The sequence below is a fragment of the Coleofasciculus sp. FACHB-542 genome (assembly GCF_014695825.1).
Lineage (GTDB): Bacteria > Cyanobacteriota > Cyanobacteriia > Cyanobacteriales > FACHB-T130 > FACHB-T130.
This window is the reverse complement of the sequence record NZ_JACJPB010000012.1, coordinates 78754-96868: the sequence shown is the minus strand read 5'-3', so window position 1 is coordinate 96868 and position 18115 is coordinate 78754. Positions and strand designations below refer to the sequence as shown.

14 protein-coding genes, 1 tRNA gene and 1 pseudogene are annotated in these 18115 nt (G+C 48.1%); 9 read left to right on the top strand and 7 right to left on the bottom strand.

What is annotated here, in order from left to right; genetic code table 11:
* Window positions 1–385: 385 nt before the first annotated feature.
* The 4 genes and pseudogenes from priA to H6F52_RS02560 all read left to right on the top strand — a co-directional run bounded on the left by priA (window position 386) and on the right by H6F52_RS02560 (window position 7658).
* The gene (gene priA, locus H6F52_RS02570; RefSeq protein WP_190531714.1) at window positions 386–2998 is read left to right on the top strand and encodes a primosomal protein N'; all 2613 of its coding nucleotides are present in this window, start codon (window positions 386–388) and stop codon (window positions 2996–2998) included.
* 147 nt (window positions 2999–3145) lie between these two features.
* Window positions 3146–4411 carry an anhydro-N-acetylmuramic acid kinase gene (locus H6F52_RS02565; RefSeq protein WP_190531712.1) on the top strand — a complete coding sequence of 422 codons (1266 nt, stop codon included), beginning with the start codon at window positions 3146–3148 and terminating at the stop codon, window positions 4409–4411.
* An 82-nt stretch (window positions 4412–4493) separates the two neighbouring features.
* Window positions 4494–5387, top strand: a pseudogene (locus tag H6F52_RS26305) (serine/threonine-protein kinase); the annotation flags it as partial.
* Window positions 5388–5522: 135 nt separating this feature from the next.
* Window positions 5523–7658, top strand: coding sequence for a VIT domain-containing protein (locus H6F52_RS02560; protein ID WP_347276180.1), 2136 nt, complete (start codon window positions 5523–5525; stop codon window positions 7656–7658).
* 157 nt (window positions 7659–7815) lie between these two features.
* Here the strand turns inward: H6F52_RS02560 and crtA are convergent, their stop codons facing one another.
* Both crtA and aat read right to left on the bottom strand, forming a co-directional pair.
* Entirely contained in the window at window positions 7816–8655 is an 840-nt protein-coding gene (gene crtA, locus H6F52_RS02555; protein WP_190531708.1) for a cyanoexosortase A, read from the bottom strand.
* A 45-nt stretch (window positions 8656–8700) separates the two neighbouring features.
* Window positions 8701–9276 (bottom strand): leucyl/phenylalanyl-tRNA--protein transferase, encoded by a 576-nt coding sequence (gene aat / locus H6F52_RS02550; RefSeq protein ID WP_190429330.1) that lies wholly within the window; start codon window positions 9274–9276, stop codon window positions 8701–8703.
* A gap of 189 nt (window positions 9277–9465) precedes the next feature.
* Here aat and H6F52_RS02545 point away from each other — a divergent pair, with 189 nt between their 5' ends.
* A complete protein-coding gene (locus H6F52_RS02545; RefSeq protein ID WP_190414429.1) occupies window positions 9466–9795 on the top strand; it encodes a hypothetical protein in 330 nt (109 codons plus the stop codon).
* Window positions 9796–9858: 63 nt separating this feature from the next.
* On the opposite strand, the gene rpsN is transcribed toward H6F52_RS02545, so the two are convergent.
* The 3 genes from rpsN to rseP all read right to left on the bottom strand — a co-directional run bounded on the left by rpsN (window position 9859) and on the right by rseP (window position 12117).
* Entirely contained in the window at window positions 9859–10161 is a 303-nt protein-coding gene (gene rpsN, locus H6F52_RS02540) for a 30S ribosomal protein S14 (RefSeq protein WP_190414428.1), read from the bottom strand.
* 58 nt (window positions 10162–10219) lie between these two features.
* On the bottom strand, window positions 10220–10936 hold the full coding sequence (gene nth, locus H6F52_RS02535) for an endonuclease III (RefSeq protein ID WP_190414427.1): 717 nt from the start codon (window positions 10934–10936) through the stop codon (window positions 10220–10222).
* 89 nt (window positions 10937–11025) lie between these two features.
* On the bottom strand, window positions 11026–12117 hold the full coding sequence (gene rseP / locus H6F52_RS02530; RefSeq protein WP_190526257.1) for an RIP metalloprotease RseP: 1092 nt from the start codon (window positions 12115–12117) through the stop codon (window positions 11026–11028).
* A 261-nt stretch (window positions 12118–12378) separates the two neighbouring features.
* On the opposite strand from rseP, the gene H6F52_RS02525 reads away from it, so the two are divergent.
* The 3 genes from H6F52_RS02525 (at window position 12379) to H6F52_RS02515 (ending at window position 14407) form a co-directional block, all read left to right on the top strand.
* A tRNA-Gly gene (locus H6F52_RS02525) sits at window positions 12379–12450 on the top strand.
* A 276-nt stretch (window positions 12451–12726) separates the two neighbouring features.
* The gene (locus H6F52_RS02520; protein ID WP_190414425.1) at window positions 12727–13143 is read left to right on the top strand and encodes a hypothetical protein; all 417 of its coding nucleotides are present in this window, start codon (window positions 12727–12729) and stop codon (window positions 13141–13143) included.
* A gap of 4 nt (window positions 13144–13147) precedes the next feature.
* The gene (locus H6F52_RS02515) at window positions 13148–14407 is read left to right on the top strand and encodes a glutamate-5-semialdehyde dehydrogenase (protein ID WP_190414424.1); all 1260 of its coding nucleotides are present in this window, start codon (window positions 13148–13150) and stop codon (window positions 14405–14407) included.
* An 81-nt stretch (window positions 14408–14488) separates the two neighbouring features.
* Here H6F52_RS02515 and H6F52_RS02510 read toward each other — a convergent pair whose 3' ends face one another.
* Complete coding sequence (locus H6F52_RS02510) at window positions 14489–15340, bottom strand: acyl-CoA desaturase (RefSeq protein ID WP_190414423.1); 852 nt, start codon at window positions 15338–15340, stop codon at window positions 14489–14491.
* 172 nt (window positions 15341–15512) lie between these two features.
* Between H6F52_RS02510 and H6F52_RS02505 the strand changes: the two genes are divergently transcribed.
* Complete coding sequence (locus H6F52_RS02505) at window positions 15513–16742, top strand: methionine gamma-lyase family protein (protein ID WP_190531706.1); 1230 nt, start codon at window positions 15513–15515, stop codon at window positions 16740–16742.
* 61 nt (window positions 16743–16803) lie between these two features.
* On the opposite strand, the gene H6F52_RS02500 is transcribed toward H6F52_RS02505, so the two are convergent.
* Window positions 16804–18000: a Coenzyme F420 hydrogenase/dehydrogenase, beta subunit C-terminal domain gene (locus H6F52_RS02500; RefSeq protein ID WP_190414421.1), complete on the bottom strand. Its 1197-nt coding sequence runs from the start codon at window positions 17998–18000 to the stop codon at window positions 16804–16806.
* Window positions 18001–18115 lie beyond the last annotated feature (115 nt).

Genomic DNA, 18115 nt, shown 5'->3' with positions numbered 1-18115 from the left:
TAAACTTAAATCAATGCCAAGTCTGGGGTTTCTTTCCATTTTTTCTGGCTCCTAATTAAGGAAAGTTTAAAGTTTTTTAAATTTCCCATGCTATTCACACAGGATCTCATATACTTGTGAGCTTTCCTCTCTATCGATAGGGAGAAAGTAGGCATCCGCGCTCTGCACAATAGATAGAGGATAGCAAGTATACTCACATACAAGCATCCAAGCGAGACATTTGTATCCTAACTTCTATTCTCTTGGTTGCGACCTCGGATGTTGTTGAATTTCAAGTCTCTCAAGCGTCTACAGCCAGCTAAAATTAACAGGTTTACAATAAGCGACAAGCATGGCGGTCTGGAAAGCTGGCTGTAGTATCCGGCTGCCAAGGGAGAGGGGGAATATGTCGTCAAATCCCAATGTCGGGCGTTCGGGCATTGTGCTGGAGAGTAGAGCATCCTACGACCAGTCTGATTCTGGACAGAATCGATGGATAGAAGTGCTGGTGGATTGTCCAGAAGCAGAAGCGCAGAAGCGGTTGTATACCTATCGGTTGCCTGCCCAGTTGCAAGTGCAGCCGGGGGATATTCTGAGCGTACCGTTTGGGGCGCAAGTTTTGGGAGCGATCGCGATTCGGATTTGCGATGCACCGCCGCCAGATTTGAACCCAGCCAAAATTCGGGATGTGGAGGATGTGGTCAGTGCTGGGTTTTTCCCGCCGACCTACTGGCAACTGCTGAACCAAGTCGCCCAATACTACTACACCCAGCTGATTCAGGTGATTCGAGTCGCGCTACCGCCGGGATTACTGGGGCGATCGCAGCGTCGCCTCCGGCTTGCCCAAGGCGAAGGCGAAAGCGGGGGACAAGCGGGAAGTGCCCATTACCTGAGTCCCGCTGCCTGTCAGATTCTGGAACTTTTGAAAGCTCAACCCTCTGGAGACTACAGCTTCGTCTACCTCCAGCGTCAAGTTAAAGGAGCCTATCGATCGATCCGGGAGCTATTGCGGCTCAAGTTAGTCGAAAGTTACCTGGAACCGCCCAGAACCCAGCGACCGAAGTTACAGAAAGCCGTGACGCTGGTTGTCGATGTTTTTCCCCTCGACTTGACGCAGCGCCAACGGGAAATTTTGGAAGTGCTGCGGCGGCGCGGCGGCGATTTGTTGTTGACAGAGTTGCTGCAAATCTGCAACGCCAGTTCATCCACCATCAAGACGCTGGAGCAAAAAGGCTGCGTGGTTATTCAAGAACGGGAGATGTTGCGGACTTCCGCAGAACCGCTCTTGGCTGGGGATCAACCGAAAGCGTTAACACCTGCTCAATCTGAGGCGTTAGAAGCGATCGCGTCTTTATCCGGTTTTGCGAAGGTGCTGTTGCACGGAGTCACGGGTTCCGGGAAGACAGAGGTGTATTTACAAGCGATCGCCCCCATCTTAGAACGGGGACAATCCGCCCTCGTCCTCGTCCCGGAAATTGGTTTGACACCCCAACTAACCGACCGATTCCGCGCCCGTTTTGGCAACAAAGTCTGCGTCTATCACAGCGCCCTTTCCGATGGCGAACGCTACGATACCTGGCGGCAAATGCTGGCGGGTGCAGCTCAAGTCGTCATTGGCACCCGTTCCGCTATCTTTGCCCCACTGCCACGCCTAGGGCTAATCGTGTTGGATGAGGAACACGACTCCAGCTTCAAGCAAGACCAACCCGCACCCACTTATCACGCCCGTACTGTCGCTACTTGGCGTGCCGAGTTGGAAAACTGTCCCCTCGTCTTAGGTTCCGCCACCCCTTCCCTAGAAACCTGGCTAAACATTACGAGTCCGGAGTTAACCGCTTCAACTCAAAACTCAGACGCGATGAATCGCGTCTCTCCAACTCAAAACGCGCTTACCCATTACCTCTCATTGCCAGAACGCATCCAATCTCGCCCTCTACCGCCGGTAGAAGTGGTGGATATGCGCCAAGAGTTGCAGCAAGGGAATCGCTCGATTTTTAGCCGGTCGCTTCAGGAAGGCTTGCAGCAGCTGCAAGATCAGGGGAAACAGGGAATTTTATTTATCCATCGGCGGGGACATAGTACTTTTGTTTCTTGCCGTAGCTGTGGGTATGTAATTGAGTGTCCTCACTGCGATGTTTCGCTGTCGTATCACCACACCCATGAAGAAGCCGCGGAATTATTGAGGTGTCATTACTGTAATTTTGTGCGATCGCATCCTCAATCTTGTCCCGAATGCGGTTCCCCATACCTGAAATTTTTTGGCAGTGGCACCCAGCGAGTCGCCCAAGAATTAGCGCAGCAGTTCCCTCAGTTGCGCTATATCCGGTTTGATAGCGACACCACCCGCACCAAAGGCGCTCATCGCACGCTACTGACACGCTTTACCAACGGAGAAGCCGACTTATTAATTGGGACTCAAATGCTCACCAAAGGGCTAGATATATCCCAAGTGACACTAGTGGGAGTGGTTGCTGCGGATGGGTTGCTGCATCTACCCGACTATCGGGCATCCGAGCGAGCCTTTCAAACCCTAACTCAGGTTGCGGGTCGTGCCGGTCGCGGCAACGATCCCGGTCAAGTGATTATTCAAACTTACTCCCCGGAACACGCCGTCATTCAAGCAGTACGGCGTCATCAGTATCAATCTTTCATTGAGACAGAGTTAGAACAACGAGAGGCGCTGAATTATCCCCCCTACGGGCGTCTCATTTTGTTGCGGCTAAGCAGCACCGATGCCGCTGAAGTTCAGGAAACTGCCGAGATGCTAGCAGCGGGGCTGGCTTCAAATGCACCCCAGGGGGATAGCAGTTCAGATACCTCTTCCACCAACCCGATGTATGAGGTATTAGGGCCAGCACCAGCGAGTATCTTACGGGTGGCGAATCGATATCGATGGCAGATTATGCTCAAGTTTGCGCCTGATTCGCTGCCAGAATTACCGGATTTCAACGAGTTGCGCCTCCTCTGCCCGTCCTCAGTTAGCTTGACAATAGATGTTGACCCGCTGAATTTGATGTAATCCCCAAGCCAGAAACCCGGTTTCCGATCTCACACTAATTCATCGAGGGTTGATGCCATTGCTCGTAACCGTTCTGCCAAGCGTTCAGCGCGTTCTTCTGCCAGCTGTGCGATTTCCGTACCTTATAATTTTTAATTTCTCTGAATTATGCGTGTAATTGGTTTAATTAGCGGCACGTCGGTAGATGGCATTGATGCCGCTTTTGTAGAGATTACTGGTAAAGACTTGGATATAAAAGTGACTCTACTAGCAGGAGCCACCTATCCTTATCCAGATGCGCTCTCAAAGCAAATTCTAGAAGTTTGTGGCGGGTCATCCTTGTCAATGGAAGAATTTGCCCAATTAGATGATGCGATCGCTTACACCTTCGCACAAGCAGCCCAAAACATTCAAAACGGCAACCCCCCAGCCGAGTTAATTGGCTCTCACGGACAAACTGTTTTTCATCGCCCGCCCACAGAGCAGGGGAGAGAGGGAAAAGAAGAGACTTCATCTTTTATCCTCAATTCTTCACTCAGTCCTCAGTCCTCAGTCCTCGACCCTTCACTCAGTCCTCAGTCATCCGTCCTCAGCACTCCTTTAGGTTACAGTCTGCAATTAGGTCGGGGTGCCTTAATTGCCCATCTGACAGGTATTCCCACAGTAAGTAATTTCCGGGCGGCGGATATTGCCGCCGGTGGACAAGGTGCGCCTATGGTGCCAGCAGTAGATGCTTATTTATTGAGCCACCCTGACAAGTACCGATGTGTCCAAAATATTGGCGGTATCGGGAATGTCACTTACCTACCGGCGCGTCGGGGCAGCTGGCTAGAAAATATTCGAGGCTGGGACACCGGGCCGGGAAATGCGCTTCTAGACCTGGCGGTGCAGTATTTAACAAATGGAGCCAAAACCTACGATCAAGATGGAGCATGGGCCGCAGCAGGCACAATCTGCAACGATTTAGTAGAGCGATGGCTCCAGCAAGACTACTTCCAGCAGCAACCGCCCAAATCAACGGGTCGAGAGCTATTTAGCTACACCTATCTCCGGCAGTGTATCGCAGATGCCTCTGCTTATGAGTTGAGTAGCGCTGATCTGCTGGCAACGCTGACTGAACTCACTGCTGCGTCAATTGTTCATAGCTACCGCACTTTCCTGCCGCAGATGCCTGACGAGGTGTTATTGTGTGGCGGTGGCAGTCGCAATCTCTATTTAAAACAGCGCCTACAAGCGACTTTACAACCCGTGCCAGTGTTGACGACGGATGAAGCGGGTGTGAATGCTGATTTCAAAGAAGCGATCGCGTTCGCTGTTTTGGCATATTGGCGTCAGTTAGGCATCCCTGGCAATCTTCCCCAAGTTACCGGCGCAACTTCTGCCGTACTACTTGGAGAAGTTTATCTTCCTACAAAGCTCAAAACCTTGCGCTGAGAGCGTTTCTAGCCGATTCTTCATATTAATTTTAGAAATGAAATGGCTAGAATGGCGTGAACGGTTTTGAAAAAGGGCTGCTATGACGACCTTCCCGCCTCAAAAAAGCACAGCTCACGATCGACGTCGGTGTTATTGCCTGAATCCTAATTGTAAGCAGCCAGAAAATCCTGGAAATGCCGCAATCTGCGAAAGTTGCGGATCGCAATTACTGCTAAGCGATCGCTATCTTGCGCTTAAACCGATTGGTCAAGGAGGTATGGGGAGAACTTTCCTGGCTGTGGATATATCCCAGCCATCGGAACCGCGCTGTGTCATTAAACAGTTTTTTCCGCAACAACAAGGAACTAACAATCACCAAAAAGCAGCAGAGTTATTCCGTCAAGAAGCAACTCGCTTAGAGGTTGTTGGGAAACATCATCAAATTCCCGAACTGCTGGCATATTTTGAGCAAGATGACCATCAGTATTTAGTGCAACAGTTTATCGATGGAGAAAACTTAGCTCAAGAATTAGCCAAAAAAGGGCCGTTTAAAGAAGTAGAAATTCGGCAACTCCTGCAAAGTTTGCTGCCAGTGTTGCAATTTGTCCACAGTCAACAGATGATTCACCGGGATATTAAACCCGAAAATATCATCCGCAACCGTCGAGATGGCAAACTCGTGTTAGTCGATTTTGGCGCAGCAAAGTATGCGACTGAGACGATGCTAGGCAGAACCGGAACGGTCATCGGTTCTGCTGCGTATACGGCTCCCGAACAAGTAAAAGGGAAAGCGATTTTTGCCAGCGATGTGTATAGTTTGGGTGTTACTTGTATCCATTTGCTTACCCAAATTCCTCCTTTCGATCTGAGCGATACCAGTGAAGATACCTGGGTTTGGCGGGATTTCTTGAAGACGCCAGTCAGTAAACAGTTTGGTAGCATTCTCGACAAAATGCTGCAAACAGGTACGAAGCGGCGCTATCAATCAGCAGATGAAGTGTTGCAAGATTTGAATGGGCGATCGCTCCCAACTACTAAACGTAATTCTAAGAAAAAATGGCTGATAGCCGGTGCCTTCCTATTGTTTGGATATGCGGGAGTGCGGTACTTAGCTTCGCCTGTGGTAGAGATGGTGACTCAGGAAGTTGAGAGGCAAGCATCTCTGACGGAAGGCAGCTTATTCACGATTGTGGATGGACAGGAGCGAGTGTTTCCGTTGAAACATACGGAAGTTGTGGCGAAAGTCACAGGGAATGTGTCGCGGGTGGAGGTAACGCAGACCTTTGAAAATCCCTTTAACAATCCCTTAGAAGCGGTCTATAAATTTCCACTCCCCGATGAAGCGGCGGTGGATGACATGGAAATAAAAGTAGGCAATCGCATCATCCGAGGCGTTATCAAAAAACGCGAAGAAGCAAAGCAAATTTACGAACAAGCCAAACAAGAAGGCAAAACTGCTGCCTTATTAGACCAAGAACGAGACAATATTTTTACTCAGTCCTTGGCTAACATCAAACCAGGCGAAAAAATCGATGTCACAATTCGCTACAGTGAAAGCCTGAAGTTTGAAAAAGGTAGCTATGAATTTGTCTTTCCTATGGTGGTAGGGCCACGCTATATCTCAGGACCTTCAACGAATAGCAACAGCAATACAAACTCAGTTACCGACACTTCGCAAATCAATCCGCCGACTTTACCAGCCGGAAGCCGTTCTGGACAAAATATTGGCGTAACCGTTGAAATCGAAGCCGGGGTGCCAGTCAAAGAAGTGCGATCGCCTTCTCATCAAATCCGTACCACTCAAGATGGTCGCATCATGCGGGTTGAATTGAGCAAGGAAAACGCAATTCCGAATAAAGACCTGATTTTACGTTATCAGGTATCGAGTGCCCAAACCCAGTCCACAGTATTATCAGAGGCGGATGAACGCGGCGGTCACTTTGCCACCTATTTAATTCCAGCCGTGGAATATCAAAGTAATGAGATTGTACCCAAAGATGTGGTATTTCTCATGGATACTTCTGGCTCTCAGAGTGGACCGCCAATTGAGCAATCAAAGGAACTGATGCGCCGGTTTATCAATGGACTCAATCCCGGCGATACCTTTAATGTTGTTGACTTTTCCGATAGTGCGACGCAGCTATCTCCTATACCTTTACCGAATACGCCGCAAAACCGTGAGAAAGCCCTAAATTATATCAATCGCCTAGATGCTAACGGTGGCACCGAGTTATTTAATGGCATTCAAACTGTGTTGAATTTCCCCGCCGCGCCAGAAGGACGCCTGCGGAGTATTGTCTTGATTACTGACGGTTTGATCGATCAAGACCAGCAAGCGATCGCAGAAATTAAAAAGCGGCTGAAGCCTGGAAATCGGCTTTATAGTTTCGGTGTTGGCCCTTCAGTGAACCGCTTCTTGATCGATCGTTTGGCAGAGGAAGGACGGGGCACTTCAGAAGTCGTTCCCCCTAGGGAATCCGCCCAAAAAGTTGTCGAAAAGTTCTCCCAACAAATCAATAATCCCGTACTAACGAATATTGAAGTGAACTGGGAAGGGGCTGGAAAAGCACCGCAAATCTATCCGATCAAACCCCCTGATTTATTTGCCAATCAGCCATTAGTATTATTTGGACGCAAAGGCGATCGCGCTAAGGGAACTTTGCGAATTACTGGAATCGTCGCGGGTGGCAAACGCTATGAGAAGAAGTTACCGATTGAATTTGATGGCGGTGGCAATAGCGCGATCGCTCAACTTTGGGGACGCGCCCGGATTAAAGATTTGATGAATGAAATCTATGCTGGTGAAAACCCAAATAATGTCAAAGCCGTTACTGATACCGCGCTCGCTTATCGGTTGTTGTCGCAATACACCTCCTTTGTCGCTGTCACGGAAGAAGTGCGAGTCGATCCCAAGAAAACTCAGCAGGTGCAAGTGCCGGTAGAAACGCCAGAGGGTATGAACGCCGAAGCAACGTCTCGGCAAAACGGTAACGTGCCGCTACTCAGCCAAGCGCCACCACCTAGTAAAGCGTTAGTAGCTAGCAAACCTACTGCTAGCAAAATGCCGTCAGCACCGTCAGCACCGTCAGCAGCGAACAGCCAGCTGCCATCTAGCGCAGCACAGCCATCCAGCCAATCGTTAGATCCCGATCCAGTGCCCGAACCCAGCCAAATCTTAGGCAACATCTTGGCTGTTCTCTTGCTGGGAATGTACTTTGCCTGGAAGCGGTTGAAGGGTTTGAAAAGCACTCCGCCTCGAAACTAATCCCAGTCCACTTTTTTGCCGCTATATTAAGCTTCATCAGTCAAAAATATAGCAATCCTGTTTTAGTTGTGAGCTTCCAGCCTTTCCCCTCCCCGACTTCGTAAAAGTTGTCGGGGAGCTTGCTTTCACGCATCCTTTAAGAGTGCTATAGGTGCAATTAAAATTCTACGGAATTCTCATTTTTGCTGCCTGGTTTTAACAGCCAAAATCGACAAATTAATCCGAAAATAAATACAGAAATCATAGAAAAGATTACAGAACCATCACCAAGATGCCAATATTCAAAAGCTTCTTTATTTGATAACCCTGCCAAAACCGTCATCAAAGCCACCCGTATCCCATTTAGCGTAAAGGCTACGATGACAGCAACGAATGGTAATAAAATCTTTTCCTTTAATTTAGTTGGAAAAATGAGTAAAACAACTAAAGCTAACCCCAATAGCTGAAGGATAGTACCTACACCGGCACAAGCTCCGCCAATTTGTACAGACCCAGTTGGCAAACTTAAAATCTCCCCTTGCTGCACAACGGGGAATCCTAAAAACCAAAGAATAACAGATGTAAGTTTAGCGGTTAATAAAGATACATTCAAAAATTTCAATATTAATTCTTGATTTAAGACGAAAAAAGCCAGTAGCAGCAATTCCCGCCAATACTGCTTTAATCCTTTAACCCCAGAGGCAATTAAACCCAAGCCCAGCATTGAAATCAAAGGTGTAACGTGAAGGGTAAAACCATAGCCGGGGTAAAGACTTTTAAAGAGTACCAAACTAATCAGTGCGAACCCAAAAATGCTAGAAAAATCATCGCTTTTCAGCTCTAATCCGTCCCGTTTCTGCCAAAGCAGGGATGATACCGCAGCCCAAAATAAGAAGCTTGTACTCAGCAGTTCAGTATTGCCACTCCTCCAAGTCAAAGTAAGATGAATCGTAATCAATCCAGCCGCGATCGCTAACAACCAGAATTTCAAGTCTTTAACAAGTTTTAGCCTGTTCATGATTCGAGAAGAGTTTGCTCAGTAGGAGTCACCCGCTGCCTGCGGCTATACTAAAGAACACCGACGCTGCAACGCTTTCCGTAACAAGACTTGATATTGTGGATCGTCAATGATGTAAGCACCAAAGCGCTCTAAATGGGGGTTCATCATTTGAGCGTCAAAGAAAGCAAAATTGCGCGATCGCAATCTTTCCACCAACTTCACCATCGCCACCTTTGACCCCTCTGGAATCCGGTAGAACATAGATTCCCCAATAAACGCACCCCCGATGACAAGTCCTAAAATTCCTCCAGCCAGTTCCTCTCCCTGCCAAGTCTCGAAGCTATAAGCCCAACCCTCTTCATAGAGTGCCAAATAAATCTCTTGTAGTTCTGGGGAAATCCACGTTGTTTCTCGATCCGCACACCCAGCCACCACACCCTGGAAATCCCGATTGACAGCAACAGTAAAGCGTTCTTGGTTGAGAACACGCCGCAGTGACTTCGGGTAGCGAAACTGCCCATCGAGGGGAACGAGTGTTCTCTGACGGCTGGAATACCATCCCAAGCCATTGTCGTCATCCGCCATCAGGAAGTAGCCTTGGGCATACCCCTGAATAATGGTGGGAATATCAAACTCCATGCACTCAATCCAAGCGGGTTAATGACGTATTATCCGATCTATGTATATCTCTAACAGCCACAAATGGCTGCATAGATGTCCTGATGAGATAGAACCACCTTAATATCTAAAATACTGCCCCAACTTTTAGAATCATTGAGTCGGCGTCTGAAATTTAAAAGCTGAGAAGCGAAAAGCTGATACGTGAAAATGTCTCAACCTATCCCACCGATCACCTTACCACCAGCCGAAAATCCTCAACAGGAAGGCAAATGGCTGCAAAGCGCATTACACAAGTGGCTCGATGAAGAGTTTATTCCAGAGGCTGTCAATCAAGAGATTGCCCAACGAGCTTCCCAGATTTATGTCCGCCAGCGGATGGAAGGGGAAAACGACCTGGGTTCCCTGGTGATTGCCATTCTGACAGAGATGCAGGCGTTTGATTTTTCCAGAAGTTTTTATAGCGAGTTTGCGATCGCGAATGCGGTCAGTGAATTGCTCTTAGACAGTCTTGGCATCGACCGCTGTTGCGGTCAATAGTCAATAGTCAATAGTCATTGGTCAAACGCAATCAACTAAAGACTAAAGACTAAAGACTAAAGACTACCAGCTAGACTTGACAACTCCCGGCAACAGGCCTTGGTGTGCCCATTCCCGCATAACGTTGCGAGACAGACCAAAATCCCGGTATACGCCTCTAGGACGCCCAGTCACCCAGCAGCGATTCCGCAGTCGTGTGGGCGCACTGTTGCGCGGCAGTTGCTGTATCTGCCGATGAATCGTCAGCTTCTGTTGTTGGGTTGTTGCATTCTCAAATGCTTCCTGCAACGTTTCACGCTTAGCGGCATACTTATCTACCAGCTTCTGGCGTTTTTTCTCCCGCTCAATCATGCTCTTTTTAGCCATGAATTATCCTACTTTGTTCCAGCAATAAAGACACCATTCTCCATTCTAGCGGATGGTATCAATTAGAAGCTTCCACAATTTGAGGAGATGTGGCGAGGCTAATATTCACAGAATCTGAGGGCGACAAATTAGCAGAAGGACACAAATCCGCAAGGACACAAGCATGGCACACCGGATTTTTGGCTTTACAAATTGCCCGACCATGATAGACCAACCGAATTGACCAGTTTTCCCAATCCTCTAGGGGCAATAGTCTCATTAAATCTCGCTCTATCCGCACTGGGTCTGTATATTCTGTCAAACCCAATCGGTAGCTGAGCCGCTTCACATGAGTATCCACTGTTACGCCTTGATTGATGCCGTAAGCGTGAGCCAGAACGACATTCGCCGTCTTTCGCGCTACTCCTGGTAATTCCAGCAACAATTCCATTCGTTTTGGCACCTGTCCTTTAAATTTCTCCACAATCAGGACGCAGGCACCTTGAATATTTTTAGCTTTATTGCGATAAAAGCCGGTTGAACGGATCAGGGTTTCCAACTCGGCAATATCAGCGTTTGCCAAAGCTGGGGCGTCGGGAAACCGAGAAAATAAGGAGGGGGTTACTTGATTCACCCGTTCATCGGTACATTGAGCGGAGAGAATGGTTGCGACCAATAACTGTACCGGCGTCTCGTAGTTCAGCGTACAGGGTGCATCTGGATACAATCGCTTCAGGCGAATCAAAATCTCCAAAGCACGCTGCTGCTTAGCTGACCATGTACGGGTAATGTTCATAAATCGTCAATTGTCTAGTTGGTAGGGGCGCATGACCCTGCGCCCGTACAGGTCAGTTATCCATTGTTAAAAACGATAGACAACTGCGTTCATTGCAAGAGTTTTTGAACCCACTCCAGGTTAGCAGTGTCTCGAACAATCAAGAAAATTCCCAAACCCAGAAGCAACATCAAACCAGTTTGCATAATGCCATCTTGGATTTGAGTCGGCAAAGGTTTACCCCGCAAGCCTTCAATCAATAAGAAAGCTAGTTGACCACCATCGAGAGCCGGTAGCGGCAATATGTTGATAATCGCAAGGTTAATGCTGATCAAGGCAGCAAACTGAAACAGATTCGCTGCGTCTGACTTGGCAATACTGGCACCAAGTTCCACAATTTTAACCGGCCCAGCAACCTGATCGGCTGTTTCGCCAAAGTTACTGATCAGTTGTACAAAGCCCTGAGCCGTTAAAACGACAAATTCTTGGTACTTTGTAGCCGCAGTGGTCAAAACTTCTACAGGATTCTTGAGGTGCCGACGCACTACTTTGCCGCTAGGAGCTAGCTGGACACCGATGCGACCTTTCCCGTCGCTTCCGGGTTGCGGTGTCACGGTCAGGGAAATGATTTGACCTTGACGTTCAACGCTCAGGGGGACCGGCTGGTTGGGATTATTTTGAATTACCTCCATAAGCTTTGGAATGGCTTCCTTGGAGGCTTTCAGTGGTTGACCGTCTGCTAAGAGAATAATGTCTCCTGCTTTGATGCCAGCCTTGAGTGCAGCCGAACTTACGTCTGAGGCGACTTGGGGAACCAGGACACCAGGCTGATAATTAAATTCCTGAACGCCTACGAGACCCAGTTGAGTCGCTAGCAGCAAGTAAGCAAATAGCAAGTTGGCGATGACACCAGCGCTAATGACAATGGCTCTGTCGAGAATGGGTCGGTTGCGTAATAGATTGGGGTCTTCTGGAGGAATATCACTGTCGGGGTCATCATCAGGGAAACCGACAAATCCGCCTAAGGGAAAAGCCCGGATGGCATATTCGGTTTCCGGTCCCTGGTACTTCCAGAGGATCGGTCCAAAGCCGAGGGAGAAGCGGTTGACGTGAATTCCTTGAAGACGAGCTGCCATGAAATGACCCAGCTCATGTACCACAATCAAAAGCGCCAAGACTGCGATCGCCGCAAAAACAGGCATATTAATAATTAATTCAACTAACTACATACTTCTTCATTCTACGGTGTTGCGTCCGGAAGCTGGGTGAGTTCAGGGAAGAGGAGCCGGAAAGCATCAAAATACAGAGTCAGGAATTCCTTCCTCGCCTCCCCGCAGAAATCGCTTCACCAAGCGCTCCCACTCTCGCCAACTTCAAATTTCATTGGGTGGTTAATGAAATGATTAAAAAAGATAGTTGACAGATGCTGAAAATTTTGAGAATCTAGATAAAGATAAAGTTTTGCGGGTATAGCTCAGTGGTAGAGCGTCACCTTGCCAAGGTGAATGTCGCGCGTTCGAATCGCGTTACCCGCTCTTCTGGTTAAAATCATATAAGAAGTAGCTCTTTCTCCAGGCGTAGGTCTTCAGAGGTAGAGAGGAAATATCTGATTATCTATAAGTCGGAGCATTTCTAGGCAAAGGTTTACAGTGTTAAAATTCGCCTAGATTGTCTGTGGATTTAAAGGCATTCAGTGGTACCTAGTCCGAAGAAAGGCGGCTACTAGGTGCAAACTAAAAAAAGTCTAACAGACGAACCCGGTTCCGAAAATCTTAAGTTAACACTTTCATATCTTTGTTTAAATAGCGCTTGTGCCATCTCAGAAAGATCAGAAGATTGACTTAAATAACGATTACCCGTGCCCATGCCGACGTAGAGGGCGTTTAGTACCGATTACGCTGACAGAAGCGTTTGGCTGCGATCGCTGTCAGCAAATCTTCGTGGTTGAAGAGAGTGGGTATGCGATCGAACAACTGTCTACAAGCTATCCCTACAAGCGCTCGTGGCGGTGGACGGGTCATCGCTGGAGTACTGCTCATCCAGGGCTTGGGGACAGCTACCTACCTGTTTCCTTAGGAATCATTGCGGTGGTACTGATCGCAGGGCTTTGCTTAGCTCAGATTTCACCTCCCGCCCCTCCTGGTATCATTATTGTGCTGTGTGCGATGGTGAGCGTGTTGGCGCTATTGGTGCCAGCGCTGATCATCTGGCTGACTCACCGACGTTAGCCCAATGGCAATCAACGATATTACTCCGACCCCCGACCCAATGAACGCTGTTCGTCGCGCTTATGAAGCTTCCCTGGAATTGGCAACTACCAAGGGAGTAGAGCGCAGCCGTGCTGTCGCCGCAATGGCGCAGGCACTTCAGAGATCCTTAGACGATATTTTGGAAGCAAACACCCTGGATCTGGAAGCCAGTCGCGAAATGGCAGCACATGAGCTGATTTTAGATTGGCTGAAGCTGACACCTGAGCGGCTGCAAACCACCATCCACATTTTGCAACGGTTAGCTGAGTTGTCCGATCCGATCCGGCGGGTGATGAACGCGACTTATCAGCTAGAACACTCGCAAACTTACTCTCAGCTAATGCCGCTGGGGGTCATTGCATTGATTTACGAAGCCTTTCCGGAGCTAGGAGCGATCGCTGCCGGGATGTGTCTGAAAACTGGCAACAGCCTGATTCTCCGAGGTGGAAGTGAAGCTAGCCACTCTAATACGGTCATTGCCCAAGTTTTACAATCAGCCTTAGAACGAGCAGGTATGCCACCGGGTTGTCTGGAGCTACTACCATCAGAGCAAGGCGCTTCCATTCGGGATTTAGTCATTCAAGACCGATACATTAATTTGGTGATTCCCTATGGTCGCCCTAGTTTAGTCCAAAAAGTGATCCAGCTCTCAACTGCACCCGTCTTGAAGTCGGCGATGGGAAACTGCTACCTCTATTGGTCGCCTACGGGTAGCTTAGAGATGGCTCGGAACGCAATTTTAGACAGTCATCAAAGCGAGCCAGACCCTGTTAATGCGATTGAAAAGGTTTTGATTCATCCAGCTTGCAAACCTTCTTCTCTAACAATGCTTTGGAACAGTCTTAAGGAAAAAGGGTTTCAACTCAGAGGAGATAGGGATTTGGTGACACAATTTCCAGATTTGAAACTAGCTGATGAATTAGAGTGGAGTCAAGCCTATCTTGATAAGATTGTGGCTTTTAAACTGGTAGAGAGTATCGAGGAAGCCATTATTTGTATTAATCAATACAGCAGCGGTCACGCCGACTGTCTAGTTTCTGAATCCTATCAAGAAAGCCGCCAATTTGCTCTCGGCGTTAATAGTGCCTCAGTCTATCTCAATTCTTCTCCCCGATTTTCGCGTAACCCCAAGGGCGGAGACTCCTTATTTCTGGGAATGTCTAACCAAAAAGGACATCGCCGAGGGCCGATTGGCTTAGAATCTTTTACCACCGTTAAGCACGTCGTGCAGGGACACAACTAAAAAGGCAAAAGAGAGAAGGATGAAGGGAAAAACTGCTTCATCCTTTATCCTTCTCTCCGCTTTCTTTTGCCTTTTTACTGTTTATTGTTTACTTTCTTCGACCAGTTTTACCTTTGAGGCTAAACCGAGCGACTGAAGAAATTGAATGGTCATCCACGTTAGGTCAATTTCCCACCACTTTAAGCCATGTCGAGCGGAATATTGAAAAGCATGGTGGTTGTTGTGCCAACCTTCGCCATAGGTGAGTAAAGCCACCCACCAACAATTAGTCGAGCGATCCTCAGATTCGTAAGTGCGATAGCCAAATTTATGCGTTGCACTGTTGACAAACCAAGTGCAGTGAAACACTGCAACGATCCGAACAAAAATTCCCCAAACCACAAAAGGCCAACCGCCCAAGGCGTAAAGAATTAAACCTAAGACAACCTGAATGGGAATGAAATATTTTTGTAAAAACTGATAAACCGGATCGCCAGAAATATCTTTAGTAACCCGAGGGATGTCTGTATCCGCAGGGTTTTGATAAAGCATCCAGCCCATGTGACTCCACCAAAAACCTTTGTTGGAATCATGAGGATCTAAGTTTTCATCCGAGTGCAAATGATGGAGGCGATGTATGCCTATCCAGTTAATCGGACCTCCTTGGCAGGAAAGGGTGCCGCAGAGAACAAAGAAGTATTCTAACCACTTAGGGGTTTGGAAACTACGATGCGTTACCAGACGATGAAATCCCAGCGTAATTCCCAAGCCACCCGTTACCCAGTGGAAAAAGACGGCGACACCAACCGCAGCCCAACTGAAGTTACTGGGAAATAGGGCGAAAAGCGCTGCGATGTGTAACGCAGCCATGTAGATAATAATGACCCAATCAGGACGGAGAGGCGAGTCTTGTCTCACCTGTTCTTGATCTTTAGTTGTGGTCGCAACAGTCATGCAGTAACCTTGATAAAAATTGTGCAGCCCAATCTGCTATTGGATTTGGGATTTTGATCTTGGTCTTGTAAGGGCGGCTTGTTTGCCCCGCTTTTACTGGAAATGCAAATTTTTACATTGCCAAAAGCTCCAAAATCTAAAATAAATAAGAAATCTCTTTCTCCAGGTATTGATGAACAGCTTTCAACAGCTACAGGAAGCAGAAAAGGTACTGTTTCCGATTTTTTCCGCAATTGACGCAACAGTCAAGCAAAATCTTAAACGAGTGCTGGAAGCCTTTCGTCACCATCGGGTGGGGGCGCACCATTTTGCTGGTGTCACCGGCTACGGTCACGATGATTTAGGGCGTCAGACGCTCGATCGGGTATTTGCGGACGTGATGGGTGCCGAAGCTGCTGCGGTTCGAGTGCAGTTTGTGTCCGGTACTCATGCGATCGCCTGTGCCTTATTTGGCGTTCTTCGTCCTGGAGATGAAATGCTGGCAGTGGTCGGTGCCCCCTATGACACGCTAGAAGAAGTTATTGGTTTGCGTGGGCAAGGCCAAGGCTCCTTACTTGATTTTGGCGTTAGTTACAAAGAATTGGCTCTTACGGAAGAAGGAATTATTGATTGGCAAGCGCTGGCGACAGGAGTTAGCGATCGCACTCGTCTCGTGTTAATCCAGCGTTCCTGCGGCTATTCCTGGCGTCCCAGTCTTTCCATTACCGACATCGAAAAAATTGTTTTCCTGGTCAAACAACAAAATCCCAACACAGTTTGCTTTGTCGATAATTGTTATGGGGAATTTATTGAAGAACAGGAACCTACCGCTGTCGGTGCCGATCTAATGGCTGGCTCTTTGATTAAAAATCCTGGTGGTACTATCGTAACCGCTGGCGGCTATGTTGCGGGGCGGGCAGACTTAGTAGAAGCCGCCGCCTGTCGTTTGACGGCACCAGGAATTGGCAGTAGTGGTGGTGCCAGTTTCGATCAACATCGCCTGATGTTCCAAGGATTGTTCCTCGCACCACAAATGGTCGGGGAAGCCATGAAAGGGAATCACCTGACGGCTTACGTTTTCGATCAATTGGGTTATGCAGTGAATCCTTTACCAATGGCACCCCGCCGCGACGTGATTCAAGCCATCAAATTGGGTTCGCGTGAGAAGATGATTGCCTTTTGTCAAGCCATTCAACAGCACTCGCCTATCGATTCCTATGTCGAGCCGATACCCGGTGATATGCCGGGATATGAGAGCCAGCTAGTGATGGCTGGAGGTACCTTTATTGAAGGCAGCACCTCTGAATTGTCATCCGATGGACCACTACGAGAGCCATACGTTGTATTTTGTCAAGGGGGAACCCATTGGACTCATGTAGCGATCGCGCTAGAAGCCGCAATTGAAGCTGTGGGGCCAGCTTAGAATAATTTCGCGCCAAGACGCCAAGAAAAACTTTGCGCTTTTGCGTCTTGGCGCGAAACCTTCAAGATTCCGGCAATTTATACTGCCCGACAATTCGCTTGGCATATTCTGGTACGTGCGCCTCTAACTTCTCCGGATGATTGCGCTTCACATACAAATAATTGCGGGTGAAGTGGGAATCAATTGAGAAACGGGCATACTCTAAACCTTTGGGGCCAATTTTTTCAATCACGACTCCCATCAGCTTTGCCGCCCACATCGGGAGAGTAACGCCTTTATCGTAAGCGGGAATACTTTGTTGTACCGCTTCTTTGCGGTTTCCGTGGGACATCACTGGCTGCGTGTCTATCTGATCTTGCACCAAATCCAGCATTTCTTTGCCAGTGTCATTCCGCACCACAATCCACTGCCAGCCAAAGGGTGCGCCCATGTAGCCTACGACTAAATCTGCCAGAGAATTCACATAATCAAAGCAGCTCATACAAGAAGGAGCGAAAACATCCTTTAACTGGTTTGTCTTCAGTCCAAAGAAAGGCACCATTTCCGTAGAGCCATCTTCGTGCTTGAAGTGAACCCGGAAATCTTGCATAAACTCGTAATGCACCACTGTATCCGGGGAACGGCTAGTGGTTTCCAAGAATTTTTGCAACCCGGCGCGGTTAACATTATCGACACAGGGCGTACCCAAAACGTAAAGCTTTTCTAATCCCAGTTCCTTCTCAACGGCTCGTAATGCTTGAATTTGGCAACCAACACCAATTACCAACAGCCGCTTCATCCCAGATTGCTCAATTTGCTCCAATACCGAAAGATTAGGCGACAGCGTTGGTTTATTCACCCGCGCTGCCAGAATTTCTTCTGGCGTGCGAGCGATTATCGGCATCGGCTGAAATCTGTCTTCCTTCGTATTCTGGACGCAGACAACGCCCTCAACCATGCCGCGATTGAGCATTTCAATGGCAATGGTGCTGACAATTCCCGTCCACTGCGCCCCCTCGATTGGCTCAGTTTTCCGCGCCGCCATCATCTCTTGACTAACCCCAAAATACCAATCATCGGGATTATCCAGATTGCGGCTTCTTCCGTGGATTTCTTCTTCTAGTTCCGCTATCTGCTGATTAAGAAATGCACACGCTTCCTTGACATAGTGAATATAGTATGTGTCGCATAGCCCACACTCGCTACAGAGTTCTTTAGCAGGGCGACGACTAGAAGGTTTGAGGGCTTTGGCTTTATCGTGAGGGCGCACCGAAGTCATAATTAAGGGCAGTTTATTAACTAAAAACATCTATCTGAGCAAGATAGCTCAAAGCTTACTTTTACATAAAAACTGAGAGAGGTGATAAGGATTTCAGTAATTATTACGAAGACGC

Coding starts and splice junctions, on each gene's coding strand:
- priA (WP_190531714.1), top strand. CDS start 386: ATGTCGTCAAATCCCAATGTCGGGCGTTCGGGCATTGTGCTGGAGAGT.
- H6F52_RS02565 (WP_190531712.1), top strand. CDS start 3,146: ATGCGTGTAATTGGTTTAATTAGCGGCACGTCGGTAGATGGCATTGAT.
- H6F52_RS02560 (WP_347276180.1), top strand. CDS start 5,523: ATGGTGACTCAGGAAGTTGAGAGGCAAGCATCTCTGACGGAAGGCAGC.
- crtA (WP_190531708.1), bottom strand. CDS start 8,655: ATGAACAGGCTAAAACTTGTTAAAGACTTGAAATTCTGGTTGTTAGCG.
- aat (WP_190429330.1), bottom strand. CDS start 9,276: ATGGAGTTTGATATTCCCACCATTATTCAGGGGTATGCCCAAGGCTAC.
- H6F52_RS02545 (WP_190414429.1), top strand. CDS start 9,466: ATGTCTCAACCTATCCCACCGATCACCTTACCACCAGCCGAAAATCCT.
- rpsN (WP_190414428.1), bottom strand. CDS start 10,161: ATGGCTAAAAAGAGCATGATTGAGCGGGAGAAAAAACGCCAGAAGCTG.
- nth (WP_190414427.1), bottom strand. CDS start 10,936: ATGAACATTACCCGTACATGGTCAGCTAAGCAGCAGCGTGCTTTGGAG.
- rseP (WP_190526257.1), bottom strand. CDS start 12,117: ATGCCTGTTTTTGCGGCGATCGCAGTCTTGGCGCTTTTGATTGTGGTA.
- H6F52_RS02515 (WP_190414424.1), top strand. CDS start 13,148: ATGGCAATCAACGATATTACTCCGACCCCCGACCCAATGAACGCTGTT.
- H6F52_RS02510 (WP_190414423.1), bottom strand. CDS start 15,340: ATGACTGTTGCGACCACAACTAAAGATCAAGAACAGGTGAGACAAGAC.
- H6F52_RS02505 (WP_190531706.1), top strand. CDS start 15,513: ATGAACAGCTTTCAACAGCTACAGGAAGCAGAAAAGGTACTGTTTCCG.
- H6F52_RS02500 (WP_190414421.1), bottom strand. CDS start 18,000: ATGACTTCGGTGCGCCCTCACGATAAAGCCAAAGCCCTCAAACCTTCT.